Here is a 24759-nt window from a genome sequence, read left to right on the forward strand (position 1 = left end):
TTGCCAACGGAGCGCAAAAGTAATCAATTATAGATTTTTATTTTGAACTATTTTATCTTTTTACTGAAGGCTTATGACCCCTACACAAGCTTTTGCAAACTGGTATCCATGTGTTTAAGTAAATTTTCTAAATGTACTTCCTGGCCATTTAAGGGTTCCTGGCATTCCCCTGTTACCTCTTGGATATATAAACGCTGGGGGTCGTGAAATCGAAAAGTGATGGTGGTACGGGGCTTCCCCTCGTTAAAAGCGCTTGAACCTGTCTCTGGATAGGCGTTTTTTAGCCTGCTTAGCGTTTCGTTGTCTTTAAATACGAGGCATTTCAGGATGTATATAATTCCATCGCCATCCCAGTTTAGATACAGCAAATAGGGAGAGTCTGGCGCTATTTCAAAATAAAAATTAAATTGTCTGTTAAGTGCGAATCGACTCGATAGAGCCAATTCCTTAGAGTGTGGGAAGTGGTTTTTTATTTCCTGACGAAGGTGGTCAATCGCTTGCATAATATGGGTTAATTGAATTCATGGTAGTATATAACTCACAAAAATACTGTATTTTATCTGTAATGACAATTATTAATTGGCTAATTTCATTTTTTACGATATAAAATACTACAAAGTACTGTAATCGTGCTTTTTATGAAAGAGCCGATTGCTTTTGTTTGTTGGACGGTTCGTAGGAGTATAAGGGAAAGTTTTACTTTTTTTGTGATAATCTCCCCTGGTCTGCGAATAATAGGACAAATGATCTCATAAAGACTTGGGTTCCAGTCCAAGTCTACAAATCAATACACTAACCAATGATGAAACAAGAAGAACTATTCTTGACCGTTTTGTCCGATCACAAGGGTATTCTTTACAAGGTAGCTAGGGCATATTGTCCTGATCCCGGCCATAGGAAGGACCTGATACAAGAAATAACCCTACAACTCTGGCGATCGTTCGATAAATACCACGGTAAATTCAAATATTCGACCTGGATCTATAAAGTAGCCCTTAACGTCGCGATTTCCTATTATAGGAAAATTTCCAAGGAGCAAGAACGGGTTTTTAGTATTTCGGATTCTATTTTAAATTTTCCAACGGATGAAAGCGAGGATATATATCAAGAGGATATTCGGTTACTATATCGGTTTATCGAGGGATTAAAGCCGATCGATAAGGCGATAATGCTCCTTTATTTAGAAGAAAAAAGCCACCAGGAAATGGCCAAAATTATTGGAATTAGCCCCTCTAATGTTTCCACTAAGTTGCACCGCATAAAAACATACTTAAAAGAACAATTTTCTCAACATACAGCATAAGGTCATGAAGGAACAAGAAATGATAAACCTTTGGAAGTCCCAGGGGCAAAAATTGGATAAGGCTCTTGCAGTTAACCAAGTTTTGATGAAAGAAATGATGAATAGGAAGGCGGCAGGGGTATTAGATGGTTTAAAATGGTTTAAAGGAGTCGGTATTATATTAGGCATTCTTTATGTTACCATTTTGGGGACCGGCTTGTTTTATGCCATTACCCATTATTCCCCAGCATGGAATTACTTTATTGTATCGGTAGCGGCCATTGCACTCATCAACCTGAAGTCGATAGCCGATTATATTCGTCATTTGGTGATGGCTCAGCAAATTGACTTCGACGGGCCTGTTACGGAAATTCAACAGAGCCTTGTCGATATTCAGCGTTCTATACTGGGACACTGCCGCATAGCCGTTTTACAGCTCCCCTTTTATACTACCTTTTATTTGAGCAGTAGTTGGTTTTCGGGATCTGTGGGTTGGGGTTTTGTAGTTTTACGAGTGAGCATCATCCTAGCTTTTGTGGTGGGGGCTATCTGGTTGTATAAAGCCATTAAGATGGATAACCTCCATAAACCTTGGCTCAAAAAGCTCGTGATAGGCGCAGGGGGAGGAGCTATAATTAAAGCTCAGGCTATTTACGAAGAATTAGAGGCCTATCAGAAAGCGGAGGAATAATGGCTTAGCTCCTTCCAGTATCAATTAATGTATATTAAACTTGATCTTTCGGGGATTATAACTTTTCCGGGAACTACGCGACTCTTGTTATCCTTTTAGTCTCTTTAACAATAGCCTCGCTAAAATATGAAAAAGGGACTTATAGCCTTGGCCATTGGAGCCTTTGCCTTAGGAATGACGGAGTTTGTGATGATGGGGATTTTGCCCGATATGGCCAAAGCCCTTCATATTTCAATCCCTGAGGCGGGTCATCTTATTTCGGCTTATGCCATAGGGGTAGTGATAGGAGCACCCGTGTTGACAATCTTTTTACAAAACAAGCCGCCTAAAACCTCCCTGCTCCTATTAGCCGCATGGATTATGTTGAGCAATAGTTTGGCTGCATTTGCAATTGGGTACAAGTCCATGCTGCTATTACGTTTTATTGCGGGTATTCCTCATGGAGCCTACTTTGGTATAGGGGCTGTAGTGGCAGGTAGAATGGCCGAAAAAGGGAAGACGGCACAGGCTGTCGCCTTTATGTTTACCGGCTTGACGGTGGCCAATATCGTAGGAGTACCGGCAGGAACCTTTATTGGTCATGAGTTCGACTGGCGAATAACCTTCGGAATCGTTGGGCTTATCGGCATCATCACCCTACTAGGCATTCGTTTCTGGTTGCCAACCTTCCAAGCCAAGAAATCGGGTAATATTCGTAACGATTTCGCTATTTTCAGACAGAAGGATATGCAATTAATCCTGCTAATCACGATTATAGGCACCGGTGGTTTCTTTGCTTGGTATAGCTATATCGCTCCACTATTTACTGAAGTGAGTGGTTTCGATGCCGCTTCTGTAACTTATCTGATGGTAGTAGCCGGTATCGGCATGACGGCCGGAAATGTCCTTGGGGGTAAGCTGTCGGATAGGTTCACGCCTTTATGGGCTACGATCATGTTGCTTGCTGCCATGGCTGTGGTGCTCGTGCTGCTCGTTGTAGTTGCCGAGTCGAAGGCCCTGGTCATTTTGATAACCTTTATAATAGGGGCCGTGGCCTTCGCCGTAGTGGCCCCCGTTCAGATATTAATTATGGAGGCCTCTCAAAAAGCGGAGATGTTAGGTTCCTCAATTGGGCCTGCCGCCATGAATGTGGGGAATGCCTTAGGGGCGTTTTTAGCTGGCTTACCAATTGCATGGGGATATGGCTTCACCGCTCCAGAATGGGTAGGGGCGGGTTTGGCTTTATTAGGCCTCCTTTTGTCCCTGATTTTGTATCGCTATAAAAGTACCCAAAGAGTAGAGCCAACGGCTAAGGAGGATCCTGTTTTAGTATAACTGTCGTTCAAAAAGCAGTACTTGTAGCAGTGGTGTAGACCAAACTAAAATCCGATTCATAAAAAGATCTCTAATATGGAGCCAATCTATGAATCGGATTTTATGATTACAGCTATTAATATCCCTTTATAGTGCAGGGAATGGCGCTTACTTAAAGGAAATATCTAGCTTTAACGGCGCCTGATTCCTGAAAATCTCTACCACCGCATGTCCTTTCCAATTGATTTCCTGATATCGATCCATCAAATCGCCCATGTTTCGAACCTCTTGTTGTTCAATTTTTCGAATCACATCCCCGTTTTGTAGACCAGACTTGCCCAAAGGACTGTCAGCCTTGATGGCCTCTACCACGACGCCCAGCTCGTCGGGCAAGCCAAAGGCTGAGCGGTCGCCTAGTCCACTCACGTTGCGTAGCTGGCCTCCGAGCCAATTGGCCTCTGAGTCGGCGGAGGAAGCGTTTCGCTGCTGCAGTACTGGTAAAGGGGGCTGACTTGCTAGGTGTTTCAGATGAGGGGAGGTGACGCCAAAGGAATCCATATCGAAGTTTTTGAAACCAATTTTTAGTGCCGGACTGTTGGGCTGTACTCGGTAGTCTCCATGGTCGGCGTCGATAAATAGAGGGTCTCCTGCCAGGCTACGCGAGTCGGTGCGGTTCTTTTGAGCCGTCTCCAAAGCCTTGGCATCGGGGAAAAGGTTGCTATTTACCTCCTGCCCCCAGTCGTTGACACGGATGGGAAAATAGGGCTTTGTGACGATGTTTTTCCGGAATACGTCTCCACTATTGGCAAACCAGACATGGGGGTGAAAGGAGTTGTTGAGCATAATGTTATTCTCTACTACCCGTTGAAATCCTTCCCTTAATTTCAATCCTCCATTCAAGCAAACGTTATTATAAATATGGTAGTTGCTACTGCCGTCGTCCAGATCTATGTCCCAGCCATGGTCGCAACGGAAACGGTTGTTACGGATAGTAATGGTCTTCTGTACATCGAGAAGGATCATTTCAGGGTGTTCGGCGACGATCTTATCCATCGTTTTACGGTTGGGGTGCCAAAACCGGTCTCTGCCCCAGGAGTTAAAGGCTCCATGGTCGCCTGTTTCTAGGACGGTATTGAACACATCATTATATTCAATAAGATGGCCACCCCAAGTGCCTTCACTAATGTTTATTCCAGATCGTGGCACGTTGTAGATGCTATTATGACTTACTGTAATGTCCATTGCCATCGATATCTGTACCCCTGCGACTTGTTTTTCTACCGTTCCCAGGTCATGCATCAGGTTGTCGGAGACCCGGCATTCGGCAGGGTAATTATTACTTTTGGGGCCTGGTTTCCGATCCATCTCTTGTAAGGCGACGAATTGATGGTATTCGAAACTTGGGGAACGAACGGCCTTGGGGTCACCCACAAAACATATTCCGCTCGCACCGGCACCTTCTATATGGCAGCCCGATACTTCGCCATGTCGGTTATAATTGCTAAAAAACACGGCATTGCCTCCTACTTTCTTAAAATGACAGTTTCGAATGGAGCAATTTTCGGTACCTTCCAGTACCACGGTTCCACCTCGGTATATCGTCCAGTCGCTTCGAAGTAAAGGCTCTTTGGTGTCCATAAAAGTTCGTTGAACATGTGCCAATTCGAACCCTTCGATACTGATATTTCTAACGGGATGCTGAGCATCTCCACGGAACTCGACCAGGCTCTTTAGCTGAGGAGTCAGCCAGGTCATCCGATTAGGATCCTGGCCATTTGGGATATAGACATACAAATTTTTATCTGTATGGTCGTAATACCACTCTCCTGGAGCATCCAGTTCTTCGAATACATTTTCTATAAATCGGTATTTTTTGTGCATACCCATCTGGCGATTGTTCTGGTAACCACCTTCCAGCTTTAGTGTTCCATCGGTTTCCTTTCCTACTACTTTATAATGGTATCCTCCCCATTCGTGGCTGTGTAAGGAATGGATGAAAGCCCCTTCTGGGTTTTTCCATTTTTTTATACGCTCGGGCGCCAATACGTCTTCCGAATAGCCTCCAAAATGGCTGCTGGAAGCGTCGTAATTAGGATACCGGGCCATCCTCAGAAGCTGGCCATCGGCATATAGCTGATCCATCGAAACATCCCCTGCCACTTTGGCCTTATAAATGTTGGACTCCTGACGGGTCCACTTCAGTGCTAGGGGTTTAGCCCCACTGAGGAGTACTTTCTCATTTTGGTAGGGCTTAAAAGTCAACTTGTTATCGGCTTTTCGGGAATCTTGTGGGGTAAAGACGATAGGCTTGGCCAAGTAATACGTGCCTGCCCGTACGAATACGTTTACGGGTTCCGAGCTCTTTCTTGCCTTCAGTTGTGCTGCTTCCAGGCTAGCGAATGGCTTGTGGATGGTTCCAGGATTCTTATCGCTACCATGTGGTGCCACATAAAGGTCTAGGCAAAAGGCTGGGCCCGATAGCCAGAAACACAGCACCAATAAGCAGATACTTAGCCTATTAAATGAATCGTTCATAGGGGTTTAGGAATAGTCAGCAACCGATAATGGCATTGCTATTAGCGGATTTGCCTTGTAAGAATTGCTTTGTATTATGTGGAGGTAAAATAGCATTTAAATATTCTCATAAAATTGATTCATAGAAGCAATTTTTACAATTATTTTGGCCATTTTACCCCTCTCGGCTTGTTGGATTCGAGATTTTTAATTTAATGCAATAAATTATATAATCGTCGTGATTGGCTAATAATTAGCGCACGCTTCATTTTATGGATGCGCCTTATAGAACTTCATGGAGTTTATAATATTTTTGTTTTGGAATAAACCGTTGTTAAAGTCTCCATCACATTCTTTCAATAGTTTGGCCTTGAGTTCGGCCAATTTTTCGGGACGACTCGCTGCCAGGTTATTCTCCTCACGGTAGTCGTTGGGAAGGTAATATAATTCGAAGGCGTTCGCTTTTAGCACCGTACGAATCTTCCATCCATCCTGGGTAATCAACGTAGGGCCCGTATAAGACGAGTATACAACATGTTGATGTTTCTTCACAGGTTTGGACCGCACCAGTTCTCCATAAAAGGAAAGGCCATCCGTCTTTATTTGGGATTTATATCCGGTGATTTCTGCGATGGTAGGGAGCAGATCATAATTGGCTACCAACCGATCCGATACACTATTTGCGGCGATATGGCCTGGCCAACGCACGATTAGCGGGATTCTGATGCCCCCCTGCAAATTGCTTCTTTTCATTCCGGCCTGTCCGGCGTTGCCATCGAATACGTCACCGGCTAGGTCGCTATAATATTTGTTCGCAAGGTCGTCAAACTTTTTGCCCGTTGTCATGTCCGTGTAGGGCTTCAGTGTCCTCCCTTCTTGGCCATAATATATTTCGTGGCCATTGTCGGCCATAAAGATCACTATGGTGTTTTCGGTTAGCTGGAGCTCATCCAATTTACTCAGGATCTGTCCCACATGGTCATCCAGCATTTTTACCATAGAGGCGTATTCTTTTTCAATCTGAGTCAGCCGATTGTCATGAATAAAGTCGGGATGAACGGCAGGAATAGACACAGGTCCATGTGGAAGCTGGGTAGGGAAGTACAGGAAAAAGGGCTGTTTTTGGTTTACCTCCAAAAAATTCATGACACCCTCCATAAAGATGTTTTCGGAATAGACGGCTTTGCCCTCCATGTTCCATCGTTCTTTAAAAGCCTCCTCCGTCTCCGGCTCCTTCGATTTTCCACTGTTGGGCAGGGTGTTCCCGGCATAGTATTTGAGGGTTTCATTCTCAAACAAAAAGGGGGGGTAAAACCCATGTGCCCGCTGGTGATCGAGATATCCCAGGTAATAGTCCCAGCCATGGCGCTTCATCTGAAGATGCGATGTGGCGAAGCCCCATTCCAGTTTTCCGATTTGCCCGGTAACATAGCCTCTTTCTTGGGCCGCTTGTCCTAAAAAGACCTGATTTTTGGGAATAGGTTTCAAGGACGCATTGATGGCCTGCTCCACCTGAGCTACAGCTTCCGGATGGTCATTTAAGGTCTCGTAGATACCACCGGCCGTTATTTCGAAACGGTTGTGGTGGGAGTCGTGCAAGCCAGTAATCAGCGATGCCCTCGAGGGTGCACAGAGCATATTGGAATAGGCGCGAGTAAAACGCATCCCCTCGGCGGCCAGCCGGTCTATATGGGGTGTTTTAATGATTTTTTGCCCCTCATGCCCCAGTAGGCCTATGCCCAGGTCGTCGGCCATGATCAGGATGATATTAGGGCTTTGCTTTTCTGGTATCGGTCTGCTGGCCGACAACAGGGTGAAAAGGGCCAGGGAAAGTATTATTTTGGGTATCGTTCTAATAATCATAGGATTTGCCTCAAGGGCCTCAGGGAGATTGTTATAGGTAGATTTCTGTTTTACTTACCCTTCGATTTAGGATGTCCATAAGTTTTTTTGCTAAAGCTTAGGTACCATAGGTAAGCCTAAATAGTTCACTATCTGCAAAGTTAGACTTTTGTCGGTATAGAAAAATCTCAAAGAGGGGGTGGTATCATCTCAAAAGCATACGTTTTCCCGAACTGGGATAGCCCCTGGCCAACCTTATAAATATACCTTTAATCTGGCAATGAAGGTGATAGACGACTACCTTAAGGCGGTTGGATCGGCTAAGACCATCGGGGTTAATAGTTGACCTGCTGTTACCGTAACGAATAAGTCAAATCAAGCAAAATAGTATTTCATCAGAATATCATAGTATAATATTGCGAGTATGCTGCTTTAATCACTATCCCATAGCCCGAAAGCCAATGCATAGAGGATGGGAATACGGATATTAAGTCTTAAAAATAATTCAACAACTTAATTTAGTACTAAAATGTATATCCTTATTTATTGACAATAAGCGGGTAAATATTTTTGATAAAGAGGCGGCTTCCTTGTTGAAGAAATAGTTTTTTTTAGAATTTCTAATAGTCAAGACTAATTGAAGAATATGTTATGAATCAAAAGCCAATATCGACAAACCGACTCGACTCCATCGATGCACTTCGTGGTTTTGACATGCTTATGATTTCGGGTGGTGGAGAATTTATTCACCTGCTTGGGGGCCTGACCGGAATTGGTATTATTGATGCCATCGCCGGTCAATTTTACCATCCTGAATGGCACGGTTTTACGTTTTACGATTTCATATTTCCGTTGTTTTTATTTTTGGCAGGCACCAGTTTAGCTTTCAGTGTGACTTCCGGTAAGGCAAGGGGTGTTTCCAATCCGGACCTGATCAAAAAGGTAGCTAAACGGATGGTGATATTAATGCTATTAGGTATCCTGTTCAAAAATGCACCTTTAGATATTTTTGACCCCAGCCATATCCGGTATGGAAGTGTGTTGGGTAGGATCGGGATTGCTACTTTTTTGACCACCTTACTTTACCTGCGTTTTTCATGGAAACAGCGCTTGTATATTGGGGTGGGTGTTTTGGTCGCATATTATCTTATTTTACTACTGATTCCTGTACCGGGATTTGGAACCGGGAACCTTACTTTCGAGGGGAATCTGGTGGGTTGGCTCGACAGGGCCATTATGCCCGGTAAACTGAAACAAATAACGTATGATGAACTGGCCGTTAGCACCCAAATTCCAGCCGCCTGTATGACCGTTTTTGGAAGTTTGGCAGGAGATATATTATTAGGTGACCGGTCTGGAAAACTGAAAGTCCGGCAATTGTTAGTCATGGGAGCGGCTGGTATTGCTGCCGGTTTGCTATGGAATATAATGTTTCCTATTAACAAGCACCTTTGGTCGAGTTCATTTGTACTATTGACTTCCGGTATGGCCGGTATACTATTAGCCGTTTTTTATTGGATTATAGATGTGAAAGGCCATCGAAGCTGGTCGTTTTTCTTTCGGGTTATTGGTGTCAACTCCCTATTAATTTACCTTGTCACCCGATTTATTGATTTCAACGAATCATCCCGGTTACTTTTTTTCGGTATTTACAAATACACCACCGAGCCATGGCAAGAAGTTTTCAATGCCCTGGGTGGCTTCGTTCTGGTATGGCTTTTCCTTTATATTTTGTATCGCAAAAAACTGTTTTTGAAGGTTTAGTTTTTTGGAGTTTCTTGACATTTAAATGGCGGGTTAGGCTGATAGAGGGCTTAGGTATGACCAAGTAACTAATGGCTTATAGCAGGATATCGTTGAATGACACTTTAAGCCGGATGAAAAAAAGCGGAAGCGATTTCATATCTTGTATGCTCAATTGAAGGTATTTCGCACGCATAAGTGAATGTTTTCAAAATATCTGGATTCGCGACGATGCTTATGTTAAATGATGTAGTACATGAGACCATTATAGACTTTAACTCTATGGTATGGCCCTTTTCAACGAAAATAACATCGAAACCCTTATCGTTGGGCTTTTAGTGAAGCTTGGGTACCTGTATGTATATGGCCCAGACATAGCTCCCGATTCGCAACATCCTGAAGGAGACCATTTTGAGCAGCTTCTGCTGCTTGACAGGTTAAGTAAGGCGGTGCAAAGGATAAATCGCGATTTATCGCCGGATATAAGAACAGAGGCCATTAAAGAAATTCAGCGTATAGCGCCTTCTGAATTATTGGTCAATAACGTAACTTTCCATGGTTTACTGACCGAAGGTATTCGTGTAACCAAGCAAGTCGATGGCCACGACCGGGACGACCGGGTATGGTTAATTGATTTTAAAAATCCTGAAAACAACGAGTTTGTAGTTGCCAATCAGTTTACCATTGTTGGCAATGGGCAAAATAAGCGTCCAGATATACTACTTTATGTCAATGGGATGCCATTGGTAGTGATTGAGCTGCAAAATGCAATTGACGAAAACACCACGTTGAATTCTGCCTTTAAACAAGTTGAAGCCTACAAAGCATCCATCCCCGGATTATTTACCTTTAACAGTATCATCGTCATTTCCGACGGTCTCGAAGCCAAGGCGGGATCTATTTCAGCGGGATTAAGCCGCTTTATGGCCTGGAAAACCGTTGATGGCAAGACAGAGGCGTCCCATTTGACCAGTCAACTCGAAACGCTGATCCTAGGGATGTTGAATAAAGAAACCTTACTGGATTTGATCCGCCATTTTATTGTTTTTGAGAAGCATAAAAAGGTAGATGGAAACGGTATTTCCACTATTACCACAGTCAAAAAACTGGCAACCTACCAACAATATTATGCTGTAAACAAGGCAGTAGTGTCTACCCTGAGAGCAACGGACTTTTTTAATTCCCCTCCTGAGAAGGGCAGTCCAACGAATCAGTCTCCAAAGGCTGGGAAAGACAATTCCCCTCCTGAGGAGGGCGGCCCAACGGATCAGTCTCTAAAGGCCGGGGAAGATATTTCCCCTCCTGAGGAGGGGTGGCCGAAGGCCGGGGTGGTAAATGTTACCATAACAAACCATCCTGTCTCATCCGAGCCCCTCCCCCTCCCTCCATCCGATAACCCCAAACCCTTCCATTATCGTAACTCCAAAAATTACTTTTCTCTTCCTTTTAATCCTAAACTGAAAGCTAGAGCCAAGGAACTTAGGCAGGCGGGAAATTTGCCAGAAGTGTTATTCTGGAATCAAGTAAAAAATAAGCAGTTCAAAAGCTTCGATTTTGACCGCCAAAAGATAATAGGCAACTATATAGTAGATTTTTATTGCAGCAATTGTCAGGTCGTCATTGAGATAGATGGTAGCCAACATTCCGATCAGGCAGAATATGATGAAAACAGAGATCAGTATCTGAATTCTCTGGGGCTGACTGTCATAAGAATTCCGGCATCAGAAGTGTTATATCGTATGAAGGGGGTGATGGATATGTTATATGAACATCCGGAGCTTAGGGAGAGGAAGTAGCCAGCTCGGCTTTTGTACGGCAGTTGATGGAGACGTAAGTAACCACCCCGGCCTTCGGCCACCCCTCCAAGGGAGGGGAAGTTTTTTGATTATTACCTTGAAAAGATAATAGGCAACTATATAGTAGATTTTTATTGCAGCAATTGTCAGGTCGTCATTGAGATAGATGGTAGCCAACATTCCGATCAGGCAGAATATGATGAAAACAGAGATCAGTATCTGAATTCTCTGGGGCTGACTGTCATAAGAATTCCGGCATCAGAAGTGTTATATCGTATGAAGGGGGTGATGGATATGTTATATGAACATCCGGAGCTTAGGGAGAGGAAGTAGCCAGCGGGGCGTTTGTACGGCAGTTGATGGAGACGTAAGTAACCACCCCGGCCTTCGGCCACCCCTCCAAGGGAGGGGAAGTTTTTTGATTATTACCTTGAAAAGATAATAGGGAACTATATAGTAGATTTTTATTGCAGCAATTGTCAGGTCGTCATTGAGATAGATGGTAGCCAACATTCCGATCAGGCAGAATATGATTTAAACAGAGATCAGTATCTGAATTCTCTGGGGCTGATTGTCATAAGAATTCCGGCATCCGACGTGTTATATCATATGAAGGGGGTGATGAATATGTTATATGAACATCCGGAGCTTAGGGAGAGGAAGTAGCCAGCGGGGCGTTTGTACGGCAGTCGATGGGAGCGTAAGTAACCACCTCGGCGTTTGTACGGCAGTTGATGGAGACGTAAGTAACCACCCCGGCCTTCGGCCACCCCTCCAAGGGAGGGGAATTGTCTGCGCTGGCCTTTTGCCTCCGAATCGTCGGTAACCGCAACGCATCAGATCATTGGTGTCTACTGTCCAATATCATTTATAGAGGGAGCAATATATGCAGTGAACCCATGTTTGTTAATGATTGAATCCCTATAGCTTAATGCATATCGCCTAAGGCTGTAAAATAATCCACTCCACAAGTTCTCGGTCTGATCCCCTTTCCCCATCGCCCAGAAAAGCCAAAGCCCCTAAAATCTTTCGATTTCAGGGGCTTTTGTACCCAGAGCCGGAGTCGAACCGGCACGAGTTACCTCATTGGTGTTTGAGACCAACGCGTCTACCAATTCCGCCATCTGGGCATTGATCCTCTTTGTTGGGAGTGCAAAAGTATATATAATTTTAGACTTGTCAAGGCTTTTCTAAAAATAAATCGAAGAAAATTTTTGGCAGATATTCTAAGTGTTTGAAAATGAATTCAAAGTGACGAAAACTTTTTTTTGCCAAAATAAACTGCCCGATATTATTCGTAGCGTAGGGCTTCTATAGGGTCGAGCCTAGAGGCTTTAATGGCTGGATAGATCCCCGAAAGTACGCCTACAGCCACACAAATGGCGATTCCCATGGCCATCCAGACCCAGGGGATTACAAAGGAGCTGTCGCTGCTGATGCTGTTGGAGATGATATTGCCTACGATAATACCCAAGAACAGTCCGCCGATGCCACCTATGATACAGACCACGATGGCTTCTATCAAAAACTGTAGGCGAATTACTTTAGGAGTAGCTCCTAAGGACTTGCGGATGCCGATCTCCCGAGTACGCTCGGTAACGGATACGAGCATAATGTTCATCAGGGCGATAGAAGCGCCCAGCAAGGTGATGATCCCGATTCCGAAGCCTCCCATGCGCAGGTAGCCAGTTATGTTTTCGAAGTCTTTGGCGATGGCGTCGGCTCTTTCTATGCTAAAGGAGTCGGCCTTGCCGAGCTCGTCGTTGCGAATGCGGCGCATCAGTCCACGAGCCTCTTCAACAATAAATTCCCCATCGGTAATATTAGGTGCCGAAGCCGTAATATTATAGGTAAGGGCGCGGTTAGCGGCAAGGCCCCGACCGTTGTCGAGGGGGATCAGGATGACCCGATCGCTATTATTATTACCTCCCAGGGAGCCCTTTTTCTCTAAAACGCCCACCACGGTATATTTAGCGCCCATAAAGGTGATGGATTTATTGACGGGGCTAAGGTCGCCGAAGAGCGTTCGGGCTACCTCCTGTCCAAGTACGGCTACGTTAAGTGCGTTCTCAAGGTCATTCTTATTGATATTCCTTCCAAAATCTATTTTATAGCCATTAATGGCTAAGTATTGTTCATCGGAGCCAATGACGGTAGTATTGGGGTTGGTCTTTACCGATCCGTTGTTGGCCTGTACTGCCCCGCCTATAGCCGCCGACAGGGAGACCATGGCCTGGTAGTCGTTGCGAAAATGGTCGGCAAACTGAGTAGCCTCCCTATAGGTGATGGCCGGAAACAATTTTTCACGCCTGCCGCCAGAGCGTCCACGGTTGTTAACCGTGTTCTGAACGGTAAAGGTATTGGCTCCTAAATCGGCAAAGCTGCTATCTACCGAACTTTGAATGCCATCGATGGCCGTTAATATACCTACCAAGGAGGTGATACCTATGGCTATGATTAGGGCGGTAAGGACCGTTCGGAGCAAGTTCGACTGAATAGAGCGAAGGCCCTCCTCCACATTTTCTTTAAGGCGCATGTTTCAAATATTTATAAGCTTGAAAACGATACGGTTTTTTTTAGTTCAGCAGGAGGCGTTGGATAGATGGATGATCTCCTATTTTGCACCCTTAGGTTACTCAAAATTCAATCAATTGACAAATCCATTTGCGTCATGCACCAATAATGGCCATATTACGTTTTATTACAGGATCGTGACAAAGAAGTCCCTCGGTGAGACGAGATTTGCGGTGCCTATTTTACGCGTTCCTAACTAAAAACTATCCCTTCGTTTTTTATTTTGTAAAGCTGCACATGATACCTGAAAGATTCAAACCGATGAAGCGCTTCTTTATTCCGCTTATCATTTTTATTGGCATATCGGCTAGTAGTTTCGCCAATCGGATCATGATTCCGATGGATGAGACCCAAAAAAACCATCTCAAAGCATACGGTATTTCGTTTTGGGTCCTAAAGACCTACGATCAGGAAATTGACTGGCTTCTCAACTATCGGGGGGGGAGTTTTATGATGCCCTATAACCAGCGATTCGCTTCCGAAATGACCATCCGTGGGGTGAGTTTCGAGGTGATCTCGGAGGGAGACGCGGCCTCTATTTTAGATCAGATCAGTGCACCAGATGTCAATATGGATGCTGTAAAGCTTCAGAAAGCCCCGCGTATTGCGGTGTATTCGCCCAAGTCGAAGCTTCCTTGGGACGATGCCGTTACTTTGGTGCTTACCTATGCCGAAATCCCTTACGACGTAGTATATGACAGCGAGGTCTTGGAAACGAAACTCCCAGAATACGACTGGCTACACTTGCACCATGAAGACTTTACAGGACAGTATGGTAAGTTTTTTCTATATAAGGATTACCCCTGGTACCGCGAACAAAAGAGTGCCGCCGAACAGACGGCCCAAAAGTTTGATTTTGACAATGTACCGCAGATGAAGCTAGCCGTAGCTAAAAAGATCGCTCAGTTTGTGGCAGGAGGGGGATATATGTTTGCTATGTGCAACGCCACTGACACCTTCGACGTGGCCTTGGCCGCCGATGGAGTGGATATTGTAGAGAGCATGTACGATGGCACCCCAGCCGACCCTGACGCCAATAACAAGCTTAACTACGACAATACTTTCGCTTTTAGAAATTTCAGAACCATTCCATATCCTTATGAGATTGAATTTTCGGATATAGACAACCAACCTGAACAACGAGGCCTGAAGGAGAATAACGATTTTTTTAGTCTATTTCAGTTCTCTGCCAAATGGGACCCCGTACCCAGCATGCTGACGCAGAACCATCAATCTATTATCAAGGGCTTCCTAGGGCAGACGACCGCCTTCAAGAATCAGTATGTTAAGCCAGAAGTGGTGGTATTGGCCGAAAATAAGGCGGCAGGAGAGGCCAGATACATTCATAGTACCTATGGAAAGGGCTTTTTTACGTTCTATGGAGGTCACGACCCCGAGGATTACCAGCACCGGGTCGGAGAGGAACCCACCGATCTTAACTTACATCCCAATTCGGCAGGCTACCGACTTATACTCAATAATGTACTGTTTCCAGCTGCTAAGAAGAAGAAATTGAAAACCTAAGAGGCCGGCGTGTTTAGGATCCATGCTTTGTGTACATCGCCCTGTTGTCGGTAAAAATTGTAAAGGGTAGTCATATCCTCGGAGGAGTCGGTACCTGGATAGAGTGGTGCGCTAAGCACCACCCGTTTTTTGGAATGACTGAAAGAAACTAGAATGATGGGTACCTGCGCTCCTTTGGCCATGTAGTAAAAGCCTGTCTTTAGCTTTTCGACGTCACTGCGGGTACCTTCAGGGGCCAATGAGAGGTGAATAGACTCTTGGCTATTGATGAGACTTACCACAGCGTCGACTAGGTTAGTCGTTTTATTGCGTTCAACGGGATATCCGCCCATCCACCTGAAAAACCATCCCGAATACCAATTGAAAAGTTCTTTTTTGGCCAAAAAGCCGATGTCCATTCCAAGGGTAGCCCTCACCCCCAAGCCAACGAAAAAGTCGTAATTAGAGCTGTGTGGAGCCACCACCCAAATCGCCTTTTTGAGTCCAATGGGCCTGGGACCTTCAATACGCCAGCCCGCCCATTGGAAGAGCTTAGCAATCAGTTTGGAGGCCATAGGGAAGTTTTAGTTTAGAGCACTATAAATGGTTTTGGGCTAAAAGATAAGACAAATATGATTAAAGCCAATATCCCCAGAATGATTCGGGGTTTATTTAGGGGCTCATCCTCGGGAGTTTCGGGGTGCTTCACGCCGAGGAATCTTCCTAGTAAAAATATAAAGGGTAAGAAACCAGAGTAGCCTTCTATATGTGGTAAGAAGTATGTGGTGCCGAGCTGAGCTACAACGACAATCAGGCTTATCATAACGGCCGTAGAAGGGCTGTCGCTCATGCCACGGAAACATATGAAAAGGAAATATGCGTATAAGAACAGATAGAACAATTGTTCGTAAAAAATTTGATCGCTTCCTATGGCGAAGTTTTCTACGCGAAAAACACCTAAGCCTCCATAAAATGCAAAGATGATGTACAGCGCAGGAGCTACTATATCAAATTTCTTTTTACCGATCATTCCATACAAGATATGCCCTCCGTCGAGCTGCCCAATGGGTATTAGGTTGAGAGAGGTGAAAAACAGGGCTAGATATCCGGCGAAGAGGTATGGATAATGAATGATCTCATAGTCATGCGGCAATAAGCTAGGGTCGGCAACATAGGTTTTAAAGAACCAAAATAGGATGTTATCGCCTAGGGCCAGATTTCCTGCGGCATTTTCATAGGCAAACTGCGAGTAGTTGAGTCCAAATCGGGTATATTCCGGGTGAATGGTAAAAATATATTCGGCAGGCGGGAGGTGTGTGAAGCCATACCATAAAACGGCTATGGCTACTATAAAGCCAGCCAAAGGGCCAGCAATACCGATATCGAAGAATTTGAGGCGGGAACGAACCACGGAAGTGATTCTGATAAACGCCCCCATGGTTCCGATACTCTGAGTAATACCAAACCATAAAGGGATATAATACGGCAGGGTGACTTTCACCTTATGGGCTTTGGCAACGAAAAAATGTCCAAATTCATGAACCGTAAGGATCAACAGGAAGGGGATTGAAAACTGAAAACCCGCTACAAATTCGGCCCAGCCCATGGCTTTAGAAGTTACCTCGGTGGTCTGTTCGGAGCTAGCTCCCGACAGGAAGCCAAAGGCTTCATAGACGAAGCCAAATATATTGCCAAACATCCACTCGGCACCAGCCATGGTGGTGGTGATGACGGTAAGGACGAATAATAGGGCCTGGATGAAATAAGTACGGGTGTTAGACTGCATAGTCTTCGAGGTATTCGAGAATCGTAGTAGGTTTTTGAACATGAATGGTCTGAAGGCCTATTTGGGCTGCCGCGGCAATATTATCGCCGTTGTCGTCCAAAAAGAGCGTCTCATCGGCCCGGATCTCCGCTTGGCTCAGTACCCCATGATAGATATTCGGATCGGGTTTCATCATCCCCATTTCATAGGATACGAATACTTTCTCGAAGAGTTGATCTAAGGACGTAATACCCGTAGCCTGATGTAGTATTTTGTTAACCTGGGTGATGTGGATGGAGCTGGTGTTGCTCAGCAGAAATAGTCGGTACTTAGTACTCAGCGCTTTTAGTAATTCTATGCGCTCCACCGGGATGTCGAGTAAGAGGCTATTCCATGCCTGGTCTATGTGCTGGTCTTCCCAATGTTCCTGTTTTAGGATGGTGCGCACCGTGTTCCTGAATTCTACCTCCGAAAGCTGACCTGTTTCAAATTTACGAAACAGGTCATGTTGTTTTACCAAGGCATGAATTTCATCAAGGTCTATTCCACTTAGTTCTGCAAAGGCCTGAAAGGCGATGGGGACGTCGATGTTGATGATCACATCGCCTAAGTCGAAGAGCAGATTTTTTATAGATTCGTTTTTCATGTATGGAGGATACTTACGGAGAAATGGAAGAAAACGGATGGGTTATTCTATCACTACACCCATGGCGCAGAACTTTTCAATACGTTCGTCAATCCTAGTTTGAGCGTCTATTTTATTAAGATCCGCAATATTTTCAAGTATGGCATTTTTAACTTCGTTGGCCATCCAAGCATGGTCCAGATGGGCACCTCCCAGTGGTTCGCCAATAATGCCATCGATAAGCTTGTTTTGCTTCATATCTTTGGCCGTTATTTTCATGGCTTCTGCCGCTTGCTCCTTATAATCCCAACTACGCCATAGAATAGCCGAACAGTTTTCGGGGGATATTACCGAGTACCAGGTGTTTTCCAACATCAGCACCTTGTCGCCAATGGCCAAGCCCAAGGCTCCACCAGAGGCGCCTTCGCCAATAATAATGCAGATTACCGGTACTTTCAGCATAAACATCTCCTTCAAGTTCCGGGCGATGGCTTCCCCTTGTCCGCGTTCTTCGGCTTCCATCCCAGGGAAGGCCCCAGGCGTATCGATCAAAGTGACTATGGGTTTATTGAATTTCTCTGCCATTTTCATCAGACGGAGCGCCTTGCGGTACCCTTCGGGGTTAGGCATTCCAAAGTTGCGATATTGGCGTTGCTTGGTGTTACGTCCTTTTTGCTGGCCAATCAGCATAAATGACTGACCGTTTACGTTGGCCCATCCTCCTATAATAGCCGGATCGTCCCGTACTTGTCGGTCCCCGTGAAGTTCAATGAATTCATCACAAATCTGCTGGATATAGTCGAGGGTATAGGGGCGGTCGGGGTGCCTAGAAAGCTGCACCCGTTGCCAACTGGTCAGGTTTTCGAATATCTCTTTCCTTAATTTTGTGATATTATTTTCTAAAAGCACGATGGCGTCAGAAACGTCTACATTATTGTTTTTGGCCAAAACTTTCATTTCTTCAAGCTTTTTTTCCAGCTCAGCCATCGGTTTTTCAAAATCGAGGTATGTTCTCATTGTTTTTATTTACTTCGTAATAGGAGAAAAACTACAGTTCGTATTGTTGACCCCGCATGGGCATCTCTACGTCTTGGTAGCCTAATTTGTTGATTATCAGTTGCAATTCTGTCATACTTTGCTTTTCACCATGAACCAAGAATACCTTCTTAACTTTTTCTGGGTCCTGTATTTTGACAAATTTAACTAAATCATTTTGATCTCCATGCCCGCTAAAGACATCAATTTTCTCAATGCCGGCCATCACTGGGAGTTGTTTGCCTCTAATGGTAATATTATCCTGCCCATTGATGAGCCTCCAGCCCAAGGTTCCTTCGGAGGCATAGCCTACCATTAGGATGGTAGCATAAGGGTTCCCAATATTCGCCTCTACATGATGTTCTATACGGCCACCTTGTACCATTCCTGAAGAAGAAATGATAATACATGGCTCGTTGTAGTTCGATATGGCCCGGCTGGCCTCGGCGTTTTCGAGGTAAATCAGATTGTCAAAATCGAAGAGCATGCCATTGTCTTCTTGGAATTTTTTGGCTTTTTTGTTGAGGAGCCTACCAAACCGTTCATAGACCTTCGTGCTACTATAGGCCAAGGGGCTGTCGGAGAATACCTTAATACTCGGAAAGCTATTTTCTTGGTATATCTTATTGAGGGTGTACAACAGGGCCTGGGTACGCCCCACCGAAAAAGAGGGGATGATGAGTCGGCCGGGCGTGTCTATGCAGGTTCGGCGTATCACCTTCGCTAGGGCTTCCTCAGGGGCTTCATGGTTTTCGTGTAGCCTATTCCCGTAGGTGCTCTCACAGACCAGATAGTCTACTTCCGGAATCTCTTGTGGGTCGAGCAATAGGGGATAGTCGGACCGACCAATATCGCCCGAAAATGCGATGCGCTTGCGGACGCCATCCTCTGTCACTTCCACCACGATATGCGCGGCTCCAAGAAGGTGCCCCGCCGGATAAAAAGTGATCGAAACATGGTCGGCAATGCGGTAGCGCTGCCCAAAAGATACCGGGACGAAGTTCTCCATCGCCTCTATGACATTCTTTTCTACGAAATAGTCTTTAGGGATTTCTCTCTTTCCCTTCGATTTTCGCTTTCCGCTGCCATTTCTTGCATTAAGTCTTTTCTGATGTAAATTGGCCGCGTCCTTCAGTAAAAGGGCCGTCAGGGCCATAGTAGGTTCCGTACATACCACTCTGCCTTCGAAACCCTCCTTATATAGATTGGGGATGTTTCCCGAGTGGTCGATGTGCGCGTGAGTGAGTAAAACGGTATTAATCATGCTAGCCTCGAAAGGGAACACACTTTTTTGTTCGTCGTACCGTGCCTTTCTATCCTTCTCCTCCAAATCAAAATCTGAGCCACAATCTACGAGTATCCGGTAGTCGTCTGTTTCCAACAGAAACATGCTTCCTGTAACTTGCTGTGCAGCTCCCCAAAATGTCAATTTCATATAAATAATTGGGTGAATAACTATAGGTTGGGTCGAATCTGTCAACCTCCATTTAATGTCTTTATTGTTTGATGGAGTCCTATTATCGAAACAATATACTCCCCTCAACATCGCAGTTACACCCGAAATGTTCGATGACCAAGTCGGCCTAATTTAGTACAAAGCGGGTACTTTGATCTGCAAAAGTATCAAAAAACCGTTGGAGTCGTTCCAAATACTTTTTTGTTTCCTGCCGTCTTAATACATTTAGGCCAAACACAGATCGGCAATAGAGAGGATATGAAGCATATATTCAGTTTGTTATTATTTTTTACTTGGGCCGATTTGCGGTCACAAAACTTAGATTCAGTTGCGATAGCAACGTTTTCAGACGCCGTTGCCAACTTGGCTAATAGTGAAATGTTGCGACATGGATCCCTAGCGATCCAAATTAAGGACGTCAAAACGAAAAGCAAAATTTTTTCCCTGCATCAAGAGCGTAGCTTGCCCTCGGCTTCTATACTCAAATTGGTCACTACAGCCTCAGTAATGTCGGTCTTAGGCCCACAGTACCGCTTTGAAACCAAGCTGAGCTATACAGGAACGGTTCGGTCCGATACCTTATTTGGCGATATCTGGATCCATGGAGGTGGGGACCCATCCTTGGGAAGCGATCGATTTGCCGACTATCCCGACCAGCAGGGCATATTCCTCCGCTGGGCTGCTGCCATCAAAGGAAAGGGGATTAAACATATTAAGGGAAATATTTTGGTCGATACCGGTTTTTACGATGGCCTCCCCCAAGTGGAATCGTGGATATGGGGGGATATCGGCAACGCTTATGGGGCCGGAGTTTTTAGCCTAAACATCAATGAAAATAAATTTTTAGCCCAGTTTAGCCCTGGAAGTGAGGTCGGCGATGCGGTGGCGTTTAATGGAACAAAACCGAGTTTACCTTATATGCAGTTCGATAACTTATTGCAAACGGGAGAGCGGGGTTCGGGCGATCAGTCCATATTCTATAGCTCCCCTTTAGGCAACACGGTACAGTTTACCGGAACCATCCCGACGGGCTACCGGCAGTTTACGGTAAAGGGGGCTATCCCCAACCCTCCCTATTTTGCCCAATATGGATTAAAAGAAACCTTGGAACTTCAGGGGATTGGGGTGGATCAACAGAAACTAGTGCTAAATGGAGCGGGTGGGAGTCTGGATCGGTATGTATCGCCCCCTTTGCAAGATCTTTGCCGCGAAACGAACTATTGGAGCATCAATTTGTATGCAGATAGCTTCTTAAAGTTATTCGGCAAACAGTTTGCAGGAAAATCGGATTTTGAATCTTCTACCGAATTAATGCGGAAATACTGGACGGCTAAGGGAGCCGATATGCGAGGGTTTGGCGTAAAGGACGGGAGTGGGTTATCACCCTCGGGTTTCGTTACCGTACAAAACATGACTGAAGTATTGTCTGCCATGTATAAAGACAAGGCATTTGAGTCCTATTATAGGGGTTTGGCCGTGATGGGACAGTCGGGGACGGTGAGGCGATATGGAAAAAAAACGAGGGCAGAGGGGAATGTTAGGGCCAAAAGTGGCTCATTTGAAGGCACCCGATCCTATGCCGGGTATGCTACCACCCGGTCGGGTCAGTTGTTGAGTTTTGCCATTATTGCCCATCGATATTTGCCAGACACTGAAAAAGAAATTACCAAAGAGCTAGTAACGCTTATGGAGCTCATGGCCAATTTCTAATACAACCATAATATGATTATGAAGATAGAACAGCCCAACATCGAGATCAGGGAGGTTAATGCCGACCAGGTAATGGACATAAGGCATAGTGAGCTATGGCCCGATAGGCCCAGGGACTTTGTCCGAATCCCAGACGACGCCCTAGGGGTGCATTTTGGCCTGTATATAGAAGGCCAATTGGTATCCGTAATTTCGCTCTTTAGTGCGGAGTCTTCCCTGCGGTTTCGCAAGTTTGCCACCCTGGCCGATTTCCGGCGTCGGGGTTTAGGTACCTTATTAATGCAGGAAGTACTGGAGTATGCCAAGGCTACCGGTCACAGCCGCATCTGGTGCGATGCACGTGCCGATGCCTTAGCATTTTATAAACGTTTTCAATTTCAGGAATTTGGGGAACCCTTTTTCAAAGGGGAAATACCCTACCGAAAAATTGAGAAATGGATCTGAAAGGATTTCAGGACCTACTTAAGGCTAACGATCGTGACCCCGGCACCTCCTCGGTCGGGGTGCTCGTCGCGCATTCCTTTTACCTGATTATAGCCGCGCAAATGGTTTCGAATTAGGGTACGCAGGATACCGTCGCCTTTACCGTGGACGACTCGTAGCTCGTCGTATCCCAGCATGATGGCATTATCCATAAACTGGTCTACGACCCCTAAGGACTCTTCACCGCGCTTGCCTCGTATATCCAGATTAAAACTAAAGTTCATCATCCGCTCATTCAGATCAATACCCTTAGAGCTAGCCTTTACTTCTTTTTCGCCGGTAGCGGCTTTATACGTCTTTTTGGATACTTTTTCCAGCCGGTTCAATTTGACAGTCGACTTCAGGTCTCCAATCCTAATCTCTATGTCTTTTCCCCTTAAGGCCAATACCTGGCCTATGGCCGTTTGGCCGGCTATTCGCACGTAGTCGCCCGTGCCAATGGCGCCAGGTTCTGGCTCATAGGTTTCTTCCACTGGGGCCGGTTCCACTATTTTTTCGGGCTTAAGCTGACTTTGGTTAAATTGTTCGATCTTAGCCCTTATCGCCTTTGTCTGTTCCTTTTCGGCTTTGTTTTCTTTTATTTCCCTGATGGTATTCTCTATAAGCTGATTGGCGTCACTGAGCAGCATCTTGGCTTTTGCCTTGGCTTCATTGACGAGTTTTTTCTCATTGAGTTCCAGTTTTGACTTCAAGGATTTGTATTCGGCCAACTGTTGGGTGAGCTTCCTTTCCTTAATGCCGAGGGAGGTGTTCTTTTCTGCGAATACTTTTCGCTCTATATCCAGTTCTTTGAGCAGCTTTTCGAAACTCACTTGCTGGGTGCCTAGCTTTTCTTTCGCTTTTGCGATCACCCCCTTGGGAAGCCCTATTTTGGTGGCAATCTCAAAGGCAAAGGAGCTGCCCGGTCTGCCGATTTCCAATTGATAAATAGGCTCCAGGTTCTCTCCATCGAAGCGCATGGCTCCGTTAATCAGTCCGCTGGTTTTGTCGGCCAGTACTTTTAAGTTGGTATAATGGGTATTAATCATCCCATAAGCTCCCGATTTGGTGAGGTCCTCTAAGATAGCCTCGGCTATGGCCCCGCCGAGGCCTGGCTCGGTCCCTGTTCCAAATTCGTCGATCAGGAATATGGTCCGTTTATTGGCCATCGCCAAAAAATGACGCATATTAGTGAGGTGGGAGCTATAGGTACTTAGGTCGTTTTCCAGGGACTGTTCATCACCAATATCTATAAAAATATTTTGGAAAAAACCCATCGTGCTGTCTTCCCGTAAGGGCACCAGCAATCCACATTGAAACATATACTGAATCAACCCAACCGTTTTGAGGGCCACGGATTTTCCACCGGCATTGGGTCCAGAGACGATCAGAATTCTATTGTTTTCGTCGAGGGTGATGTCTAGGGGGATGACTGGCTTCCCGCTACCTTTAAATGACATAAAAAGGATGGGATGACGCGCCTGTTGCCATTCTACTACTTGCTTGTTTACAAAGGTCGGGTTGATGGCCGATAGCTCTTGAGCCAGCCTTGCCTTAGCCCTGAGGAAATCCAGTAGTCCCAGAAAATGATAGGCCTTCAGCAGGTCTGGTACATAGGGGCGGATCTGGTCGGTGAGCTCAAGGAGTATCCGGTTCACTTCGCGGCGTTCTTCATATTCCAGTTCGCGAATCTCGTTATTGGTCTCAAAAATCTCCGTAGGTTCAATAAACACCGTTTGTCCCGTCGAGGACTCGTCATGGATAAAACCCTTCAGTTTTCTTTTATGCTCGGCGACTAAAGGAATGACCATCCTGCCATTTCTGACCGTTAGGGAGACTTCTTCGCCTATCCATCCTTGTTGTTTGGCATTTCGAAGGATACTATCCAGTCTTTTGCGTATACCTGCTTGTTCAGAGAGGAGTCTTCTTCTAATGCGGCCGAGTTCGGTGGAGGCCGAGTCTTTTACCTGACCTCTATCATCGAATATGCGTTCTATCGCATCGGTCACGTGGCGATCGACAGAGATGGAGCTGGCATAATCCCTCAGTAAAGGAAAGGTCTCTGGTTCTTGGTTGTTAAAAAACTTCAAGCATAGATTAATGGTGTTCAAGGAGGCCTTCAGGTCCGAAAACGCTTCTTGGCTCAGCTGCATGCCGGCAATAGAGGCCTGGCGTAGGTGAGGGGTAGCATCCAGATAATTCTGTGAAGGGAAGTTTTCTCCCCGCTCCAGAATGTCCTTCATTTCGGCCGTCTGGCTCACCAGCTTTTCGACCATGCTGAATTTGTCCGAAAATTTTATTCTTTCTACATAATATTGCCCTAGTGGACTTATGCAGGCCTCGTGTAGCCAGGCTCTTAATTTATCGAAACCCAGTTTTTGTTCTAATGTTTTTGGATAGAGCATTTTATATATTACCGACTCCTAGTCCCCATAGCCACGGGGAGCTCTCGTCTTTGGAATAGTCAA

Annotated in this window: 20 protein-coding genes and 1 tRNA gene; 10 read left to right on the top strand and 11 right to left on the bottom strand. The window is 45.4% G+C overall.

All coding sequences use genetic code 11. From position 1 onward, the window contains the following. Window positions 1–80: 80 nt before the first annotated feature. Entirely contained in the window at window positions 81–503 is a 423-nt protein-coding gene (locus tag CLV98_RS07330; RefSeq protein WP_109673675.1) for a hypothetical protein, read from the bottom strand. A gap of 296 nt (window positions 504–799) precedes the next feature. On the opposite strand from CLV98_RS07330, the gene CLV98_RS07335 reads away from it, so the two are divergent. From CLV98_RS07335 to CLV98_RS07345, 3 genes are all read left to right on the top strand, one after another. Beyond that, complete coding sequence (locus CLV98_RS07335) at window positions 800–1303, top strand: RNA polymerase sigma factor (protein ID WP_109673676.1); 504 nt, start codon at window positions 800–802, stop codon at window positions 1301–1303. A gap of 4 nt (window positions 1304–1307) precedes the next feature. Next, entirely contained in the window at window positions 1308–1973 is a 666-nt protein-coding gene (locus CLV98_RS07340; RefSeq protein WP_109673677.1) for a hypothetical protein, read from the top strand. A gap of 126 nt (window positions 1974–2099) precedes the next feature. Continuing rightward, window positions 2100–3287 carry an MFS transporter gene (locus tag CLV98_RS07345; protein ID WP_109673678.1) on the top strand — a complete coding sequence of 396 codons (1188 nt, stop codon included), beginning with the start codon at window positions 2100–2102 and terminating at the stop codon, window positions 3285–3287. Window positions 3288–3434: 147 nt separating this feature from the next. Here CLV98_RS07345 and CLV98_RS07350 read toward each other — a convergent pair whose 3' ends face one another. Both CLV98_RS07350 and CLV98_RS07355 read right to left on the bottom strand, forming a co-directional pair. Next, entirely contained in the window at window positions 3435–5801 is a 2367-nt protein-coding gene (locus CLV98_RS07350; protein ID WP_109673679.1) for a right-handed parallel beta-helix repeat-containing protein, read from the bottom strand. A gap of 249 nt (window positions 5802–6050) precedes the next feature. Then, window positions 6051–7643, bottom strand: a complete 1593-nt coding sequence (locus CLV98_RS07355) for an arylsulfatase (RefSeq protein WP_109673680.1) — start codon at window positions 7641–7643, stop codon at window positions 6051–6053. 630 nt (window positions 7644–8273) lie between these two features. On the opposite strand from CLV98_RS07355, the gene CLV98_RS07360 reads away from it, so the two are divergent. The 4 genes from CLV98_RS07360 (at window position 8274) to CLV98_RS24150 (ending at window position 11827) form a co-directional block, all read left to right on the top strand. Beyond that, entirely contained in the window at window positions 8274–9386 is a 1113-nt protein-coding gene (locus CLV98_RS07360; protein WP_109673681.1) for an acyltransferase family protein, read from the top strand. Between the two features lie 266 nt (window positions 9387–9652). Further along, the gene (locus CLV98_RS23855) at window positions 9653–11161 is read left to right on the top strand and encodes a type I restriction endonuclease (RefSeq protein WP_158281216.1); all 1509 of its coding nucleotides are present in this window, start codon (window positions 9653–9655) and stop codon (window positions 11159–11161) included. 108 nt (window positions 11162–11269) lie between these two features. Then, window positions 11270–11494 carry an endonuclease domain-containing protein gene (locus CLV98_RS24145; protein WP_374755183.1) on the top strand — a complete coding sequence of 75 codons (225 nt, stop codon included), beginning with the start codon at window positions 11270–11272 and terminating at the stop codon, window positions 11492–11494. A 108-nt stretch (window positions 11495–11602) separates the two neighbouring features. Beyond that, a complete protein-coding gene (locus tag CLV98_RS24150; protein WP_374755184.1) occupies window positions 11603–11827 on the top strand; it encodes an endonuclease domain-containing protein in 225 nt (74 codons plus the stop codon). Window positions 11828–12209: 382 nt separating this feature from the next. Here the strand turns inward: CLV98_RS24150 and CLV98_RS07380 are convergent. Then, window positions 12210–12291 (bottom strand) — tRNA-Leu (locus CLV98_RS07380). Window positions 12292–12452: 161 nt separating this feature from the next. Then, window positions 12453–13697: an ABC transporter permease gene (locus tag CLV98_RS07385; RefSeq protein ID WP_109673682.1), complete on the bottom strand. Its 1245-nt coding sequence runs from the start codon at window positions 13695–13697 to the stop codon at window positions 12453–12455. Window positions 13698–13996: 299 nt separating this feature from the next. Here CLV98_RS07385 and CLV98_RS07395 point away from each other — a divergent pair, with 299 nt between their 5' ends. Continuing rightward, entirely contained in the window at window positions 13997–15259 is a 1263-nt protein-coding gene (locus tag CLV98_RS07395) for an asparagine synthetase B (RefSeq protein WP_109674009.1), read from the top strand. On the opposite strand, the gene CLV98_RS07400 is transcribed toward CLV98_RS07395, so the two are convergent. From CLV98_RS07400 to CLV98_RS07420, 5 genes are read right to left on the bottom strand one after another with little or no spacing between them, the layout of a single operon-like run. Continuing rightward, a complete protein-coding gene (locus tag CLV98_RS07400; protein WP_109673684.1) occupies window positions 15256–15813 on the bottom strand; it encodes a 1-acyl-sn-glycerol-3-phosphate acyltransferase in 558 nt (185 codons plus the stop codon). The two genes, CLV98_RS07395 and CLV98_RS07400, sit on opposite strands and share 4 nt — an antisense overlap. Before the next feature lie 14 nt (window positions 15814–15827). Next, a complete protein-coding gene (locus tag CLV98_RS07405) occupies window positions 15828–17024 on the bottom strand; it encodes a site-2 protease family protein (RefSeq protein WP_109673685.1) in 1197 nt (398 codons plus the stop codon). Next, window positions 17014–17649 carry an HAD family hydrolase gene (locus tag CLV98_RS07410; protein ID WP_109673686.1) on the bottom strand — a complete coding sequence of 212 codons (636 nt, stop codon included), beginning with the start codon at window positions 17647–17649 and terminating at the stop codon, window positions 17014–17016. The genes CLV98_RS07405 and CLV98_RS07410 overlap by 11 nt, the downstream gene beginning before the upstream one ends. Window positions 17650–17691: 42 nt before the next feature. Then, window positions 17692–18645, bottom strand: coding sequence for an acetyl-CoA carboxylase carboxyltransferase subunit alpha (locus tag CLV98_RS07415; protein WP_109673687.1), 954 nt, complete (start codon window positions 18643–18645; stop codon window positions 17692–17694). Window positions 18646–18676: 31 nt separating this feature from the next. Then, entirely contained in the window at window positions 18677–20098 is a 1422-nt protein-coding gene (locus tag CLV98_RS07420) for an MBL fold metallo-hydrolase RNA specificity domain-containing protein (RefSeq protein ID WP_109673688.1), read from the bottom strand. A gap of 279 nt (window positions 20099–20377) precedes the next feature. On the opposite strand from CLV98_RS07420, the gene dacB reads away from it, so the two are divergent. Both dacB and CLV98_RS07430 read left to right on the top strand, forming a co-directional pair. Next, window positions 20378–21829, top strand: a complete 1452-nt coding sequence (dacB, locus tag CLV98_RS07425; RefSeq protein WP_109673689.1) for a D-alanyl-D-alanine carboxypeptidase/D-alanyl-D-alanine endopeptidase — start codon at window positions 20378–20380, stop codon at window positions 21827–21829. Window positions 21830–21847: 18 nt separating this feature from the next. Then, window positions 21848–22273: a GNAT family N-acetyltransferase gene (locus tag CLV98_RS07430; RefSeq protein WP_109674010.1), complete on the top strand. Its 426-nt coding sequence runs from the start codon at window positions 21848–21850 to the stop codon at window positions 22271–22273. Between the two features lie 14 nt (window positions 22274–22287). On the opposite strand, the gene CLV98_RS07435 is transcribed toward CLV98_RS07430, so the two are convergent. Next, a complete protein-coding gene (locus CLV98_RS07435) occupies window positions 22288–24696 on the bottom strand; it encodes an endonuclease MutS2 (protein ID WP_109673690.1) in 2409 nt (802 codons plus the stop codon). Between the last annotated feature and the right edge of the window lie 63 nt (window positions 24697–24759).

It is taken from the genome of Dyadobacter jejuensis, from assembly GCF_003149085.1.
Taxonomy (GTDB): Bacteria; Bacteroidota; Bacteroidia; order Cytophagales; family Spirosomataceae; genus Dyadobacter; species Dyadobacter jejuensis.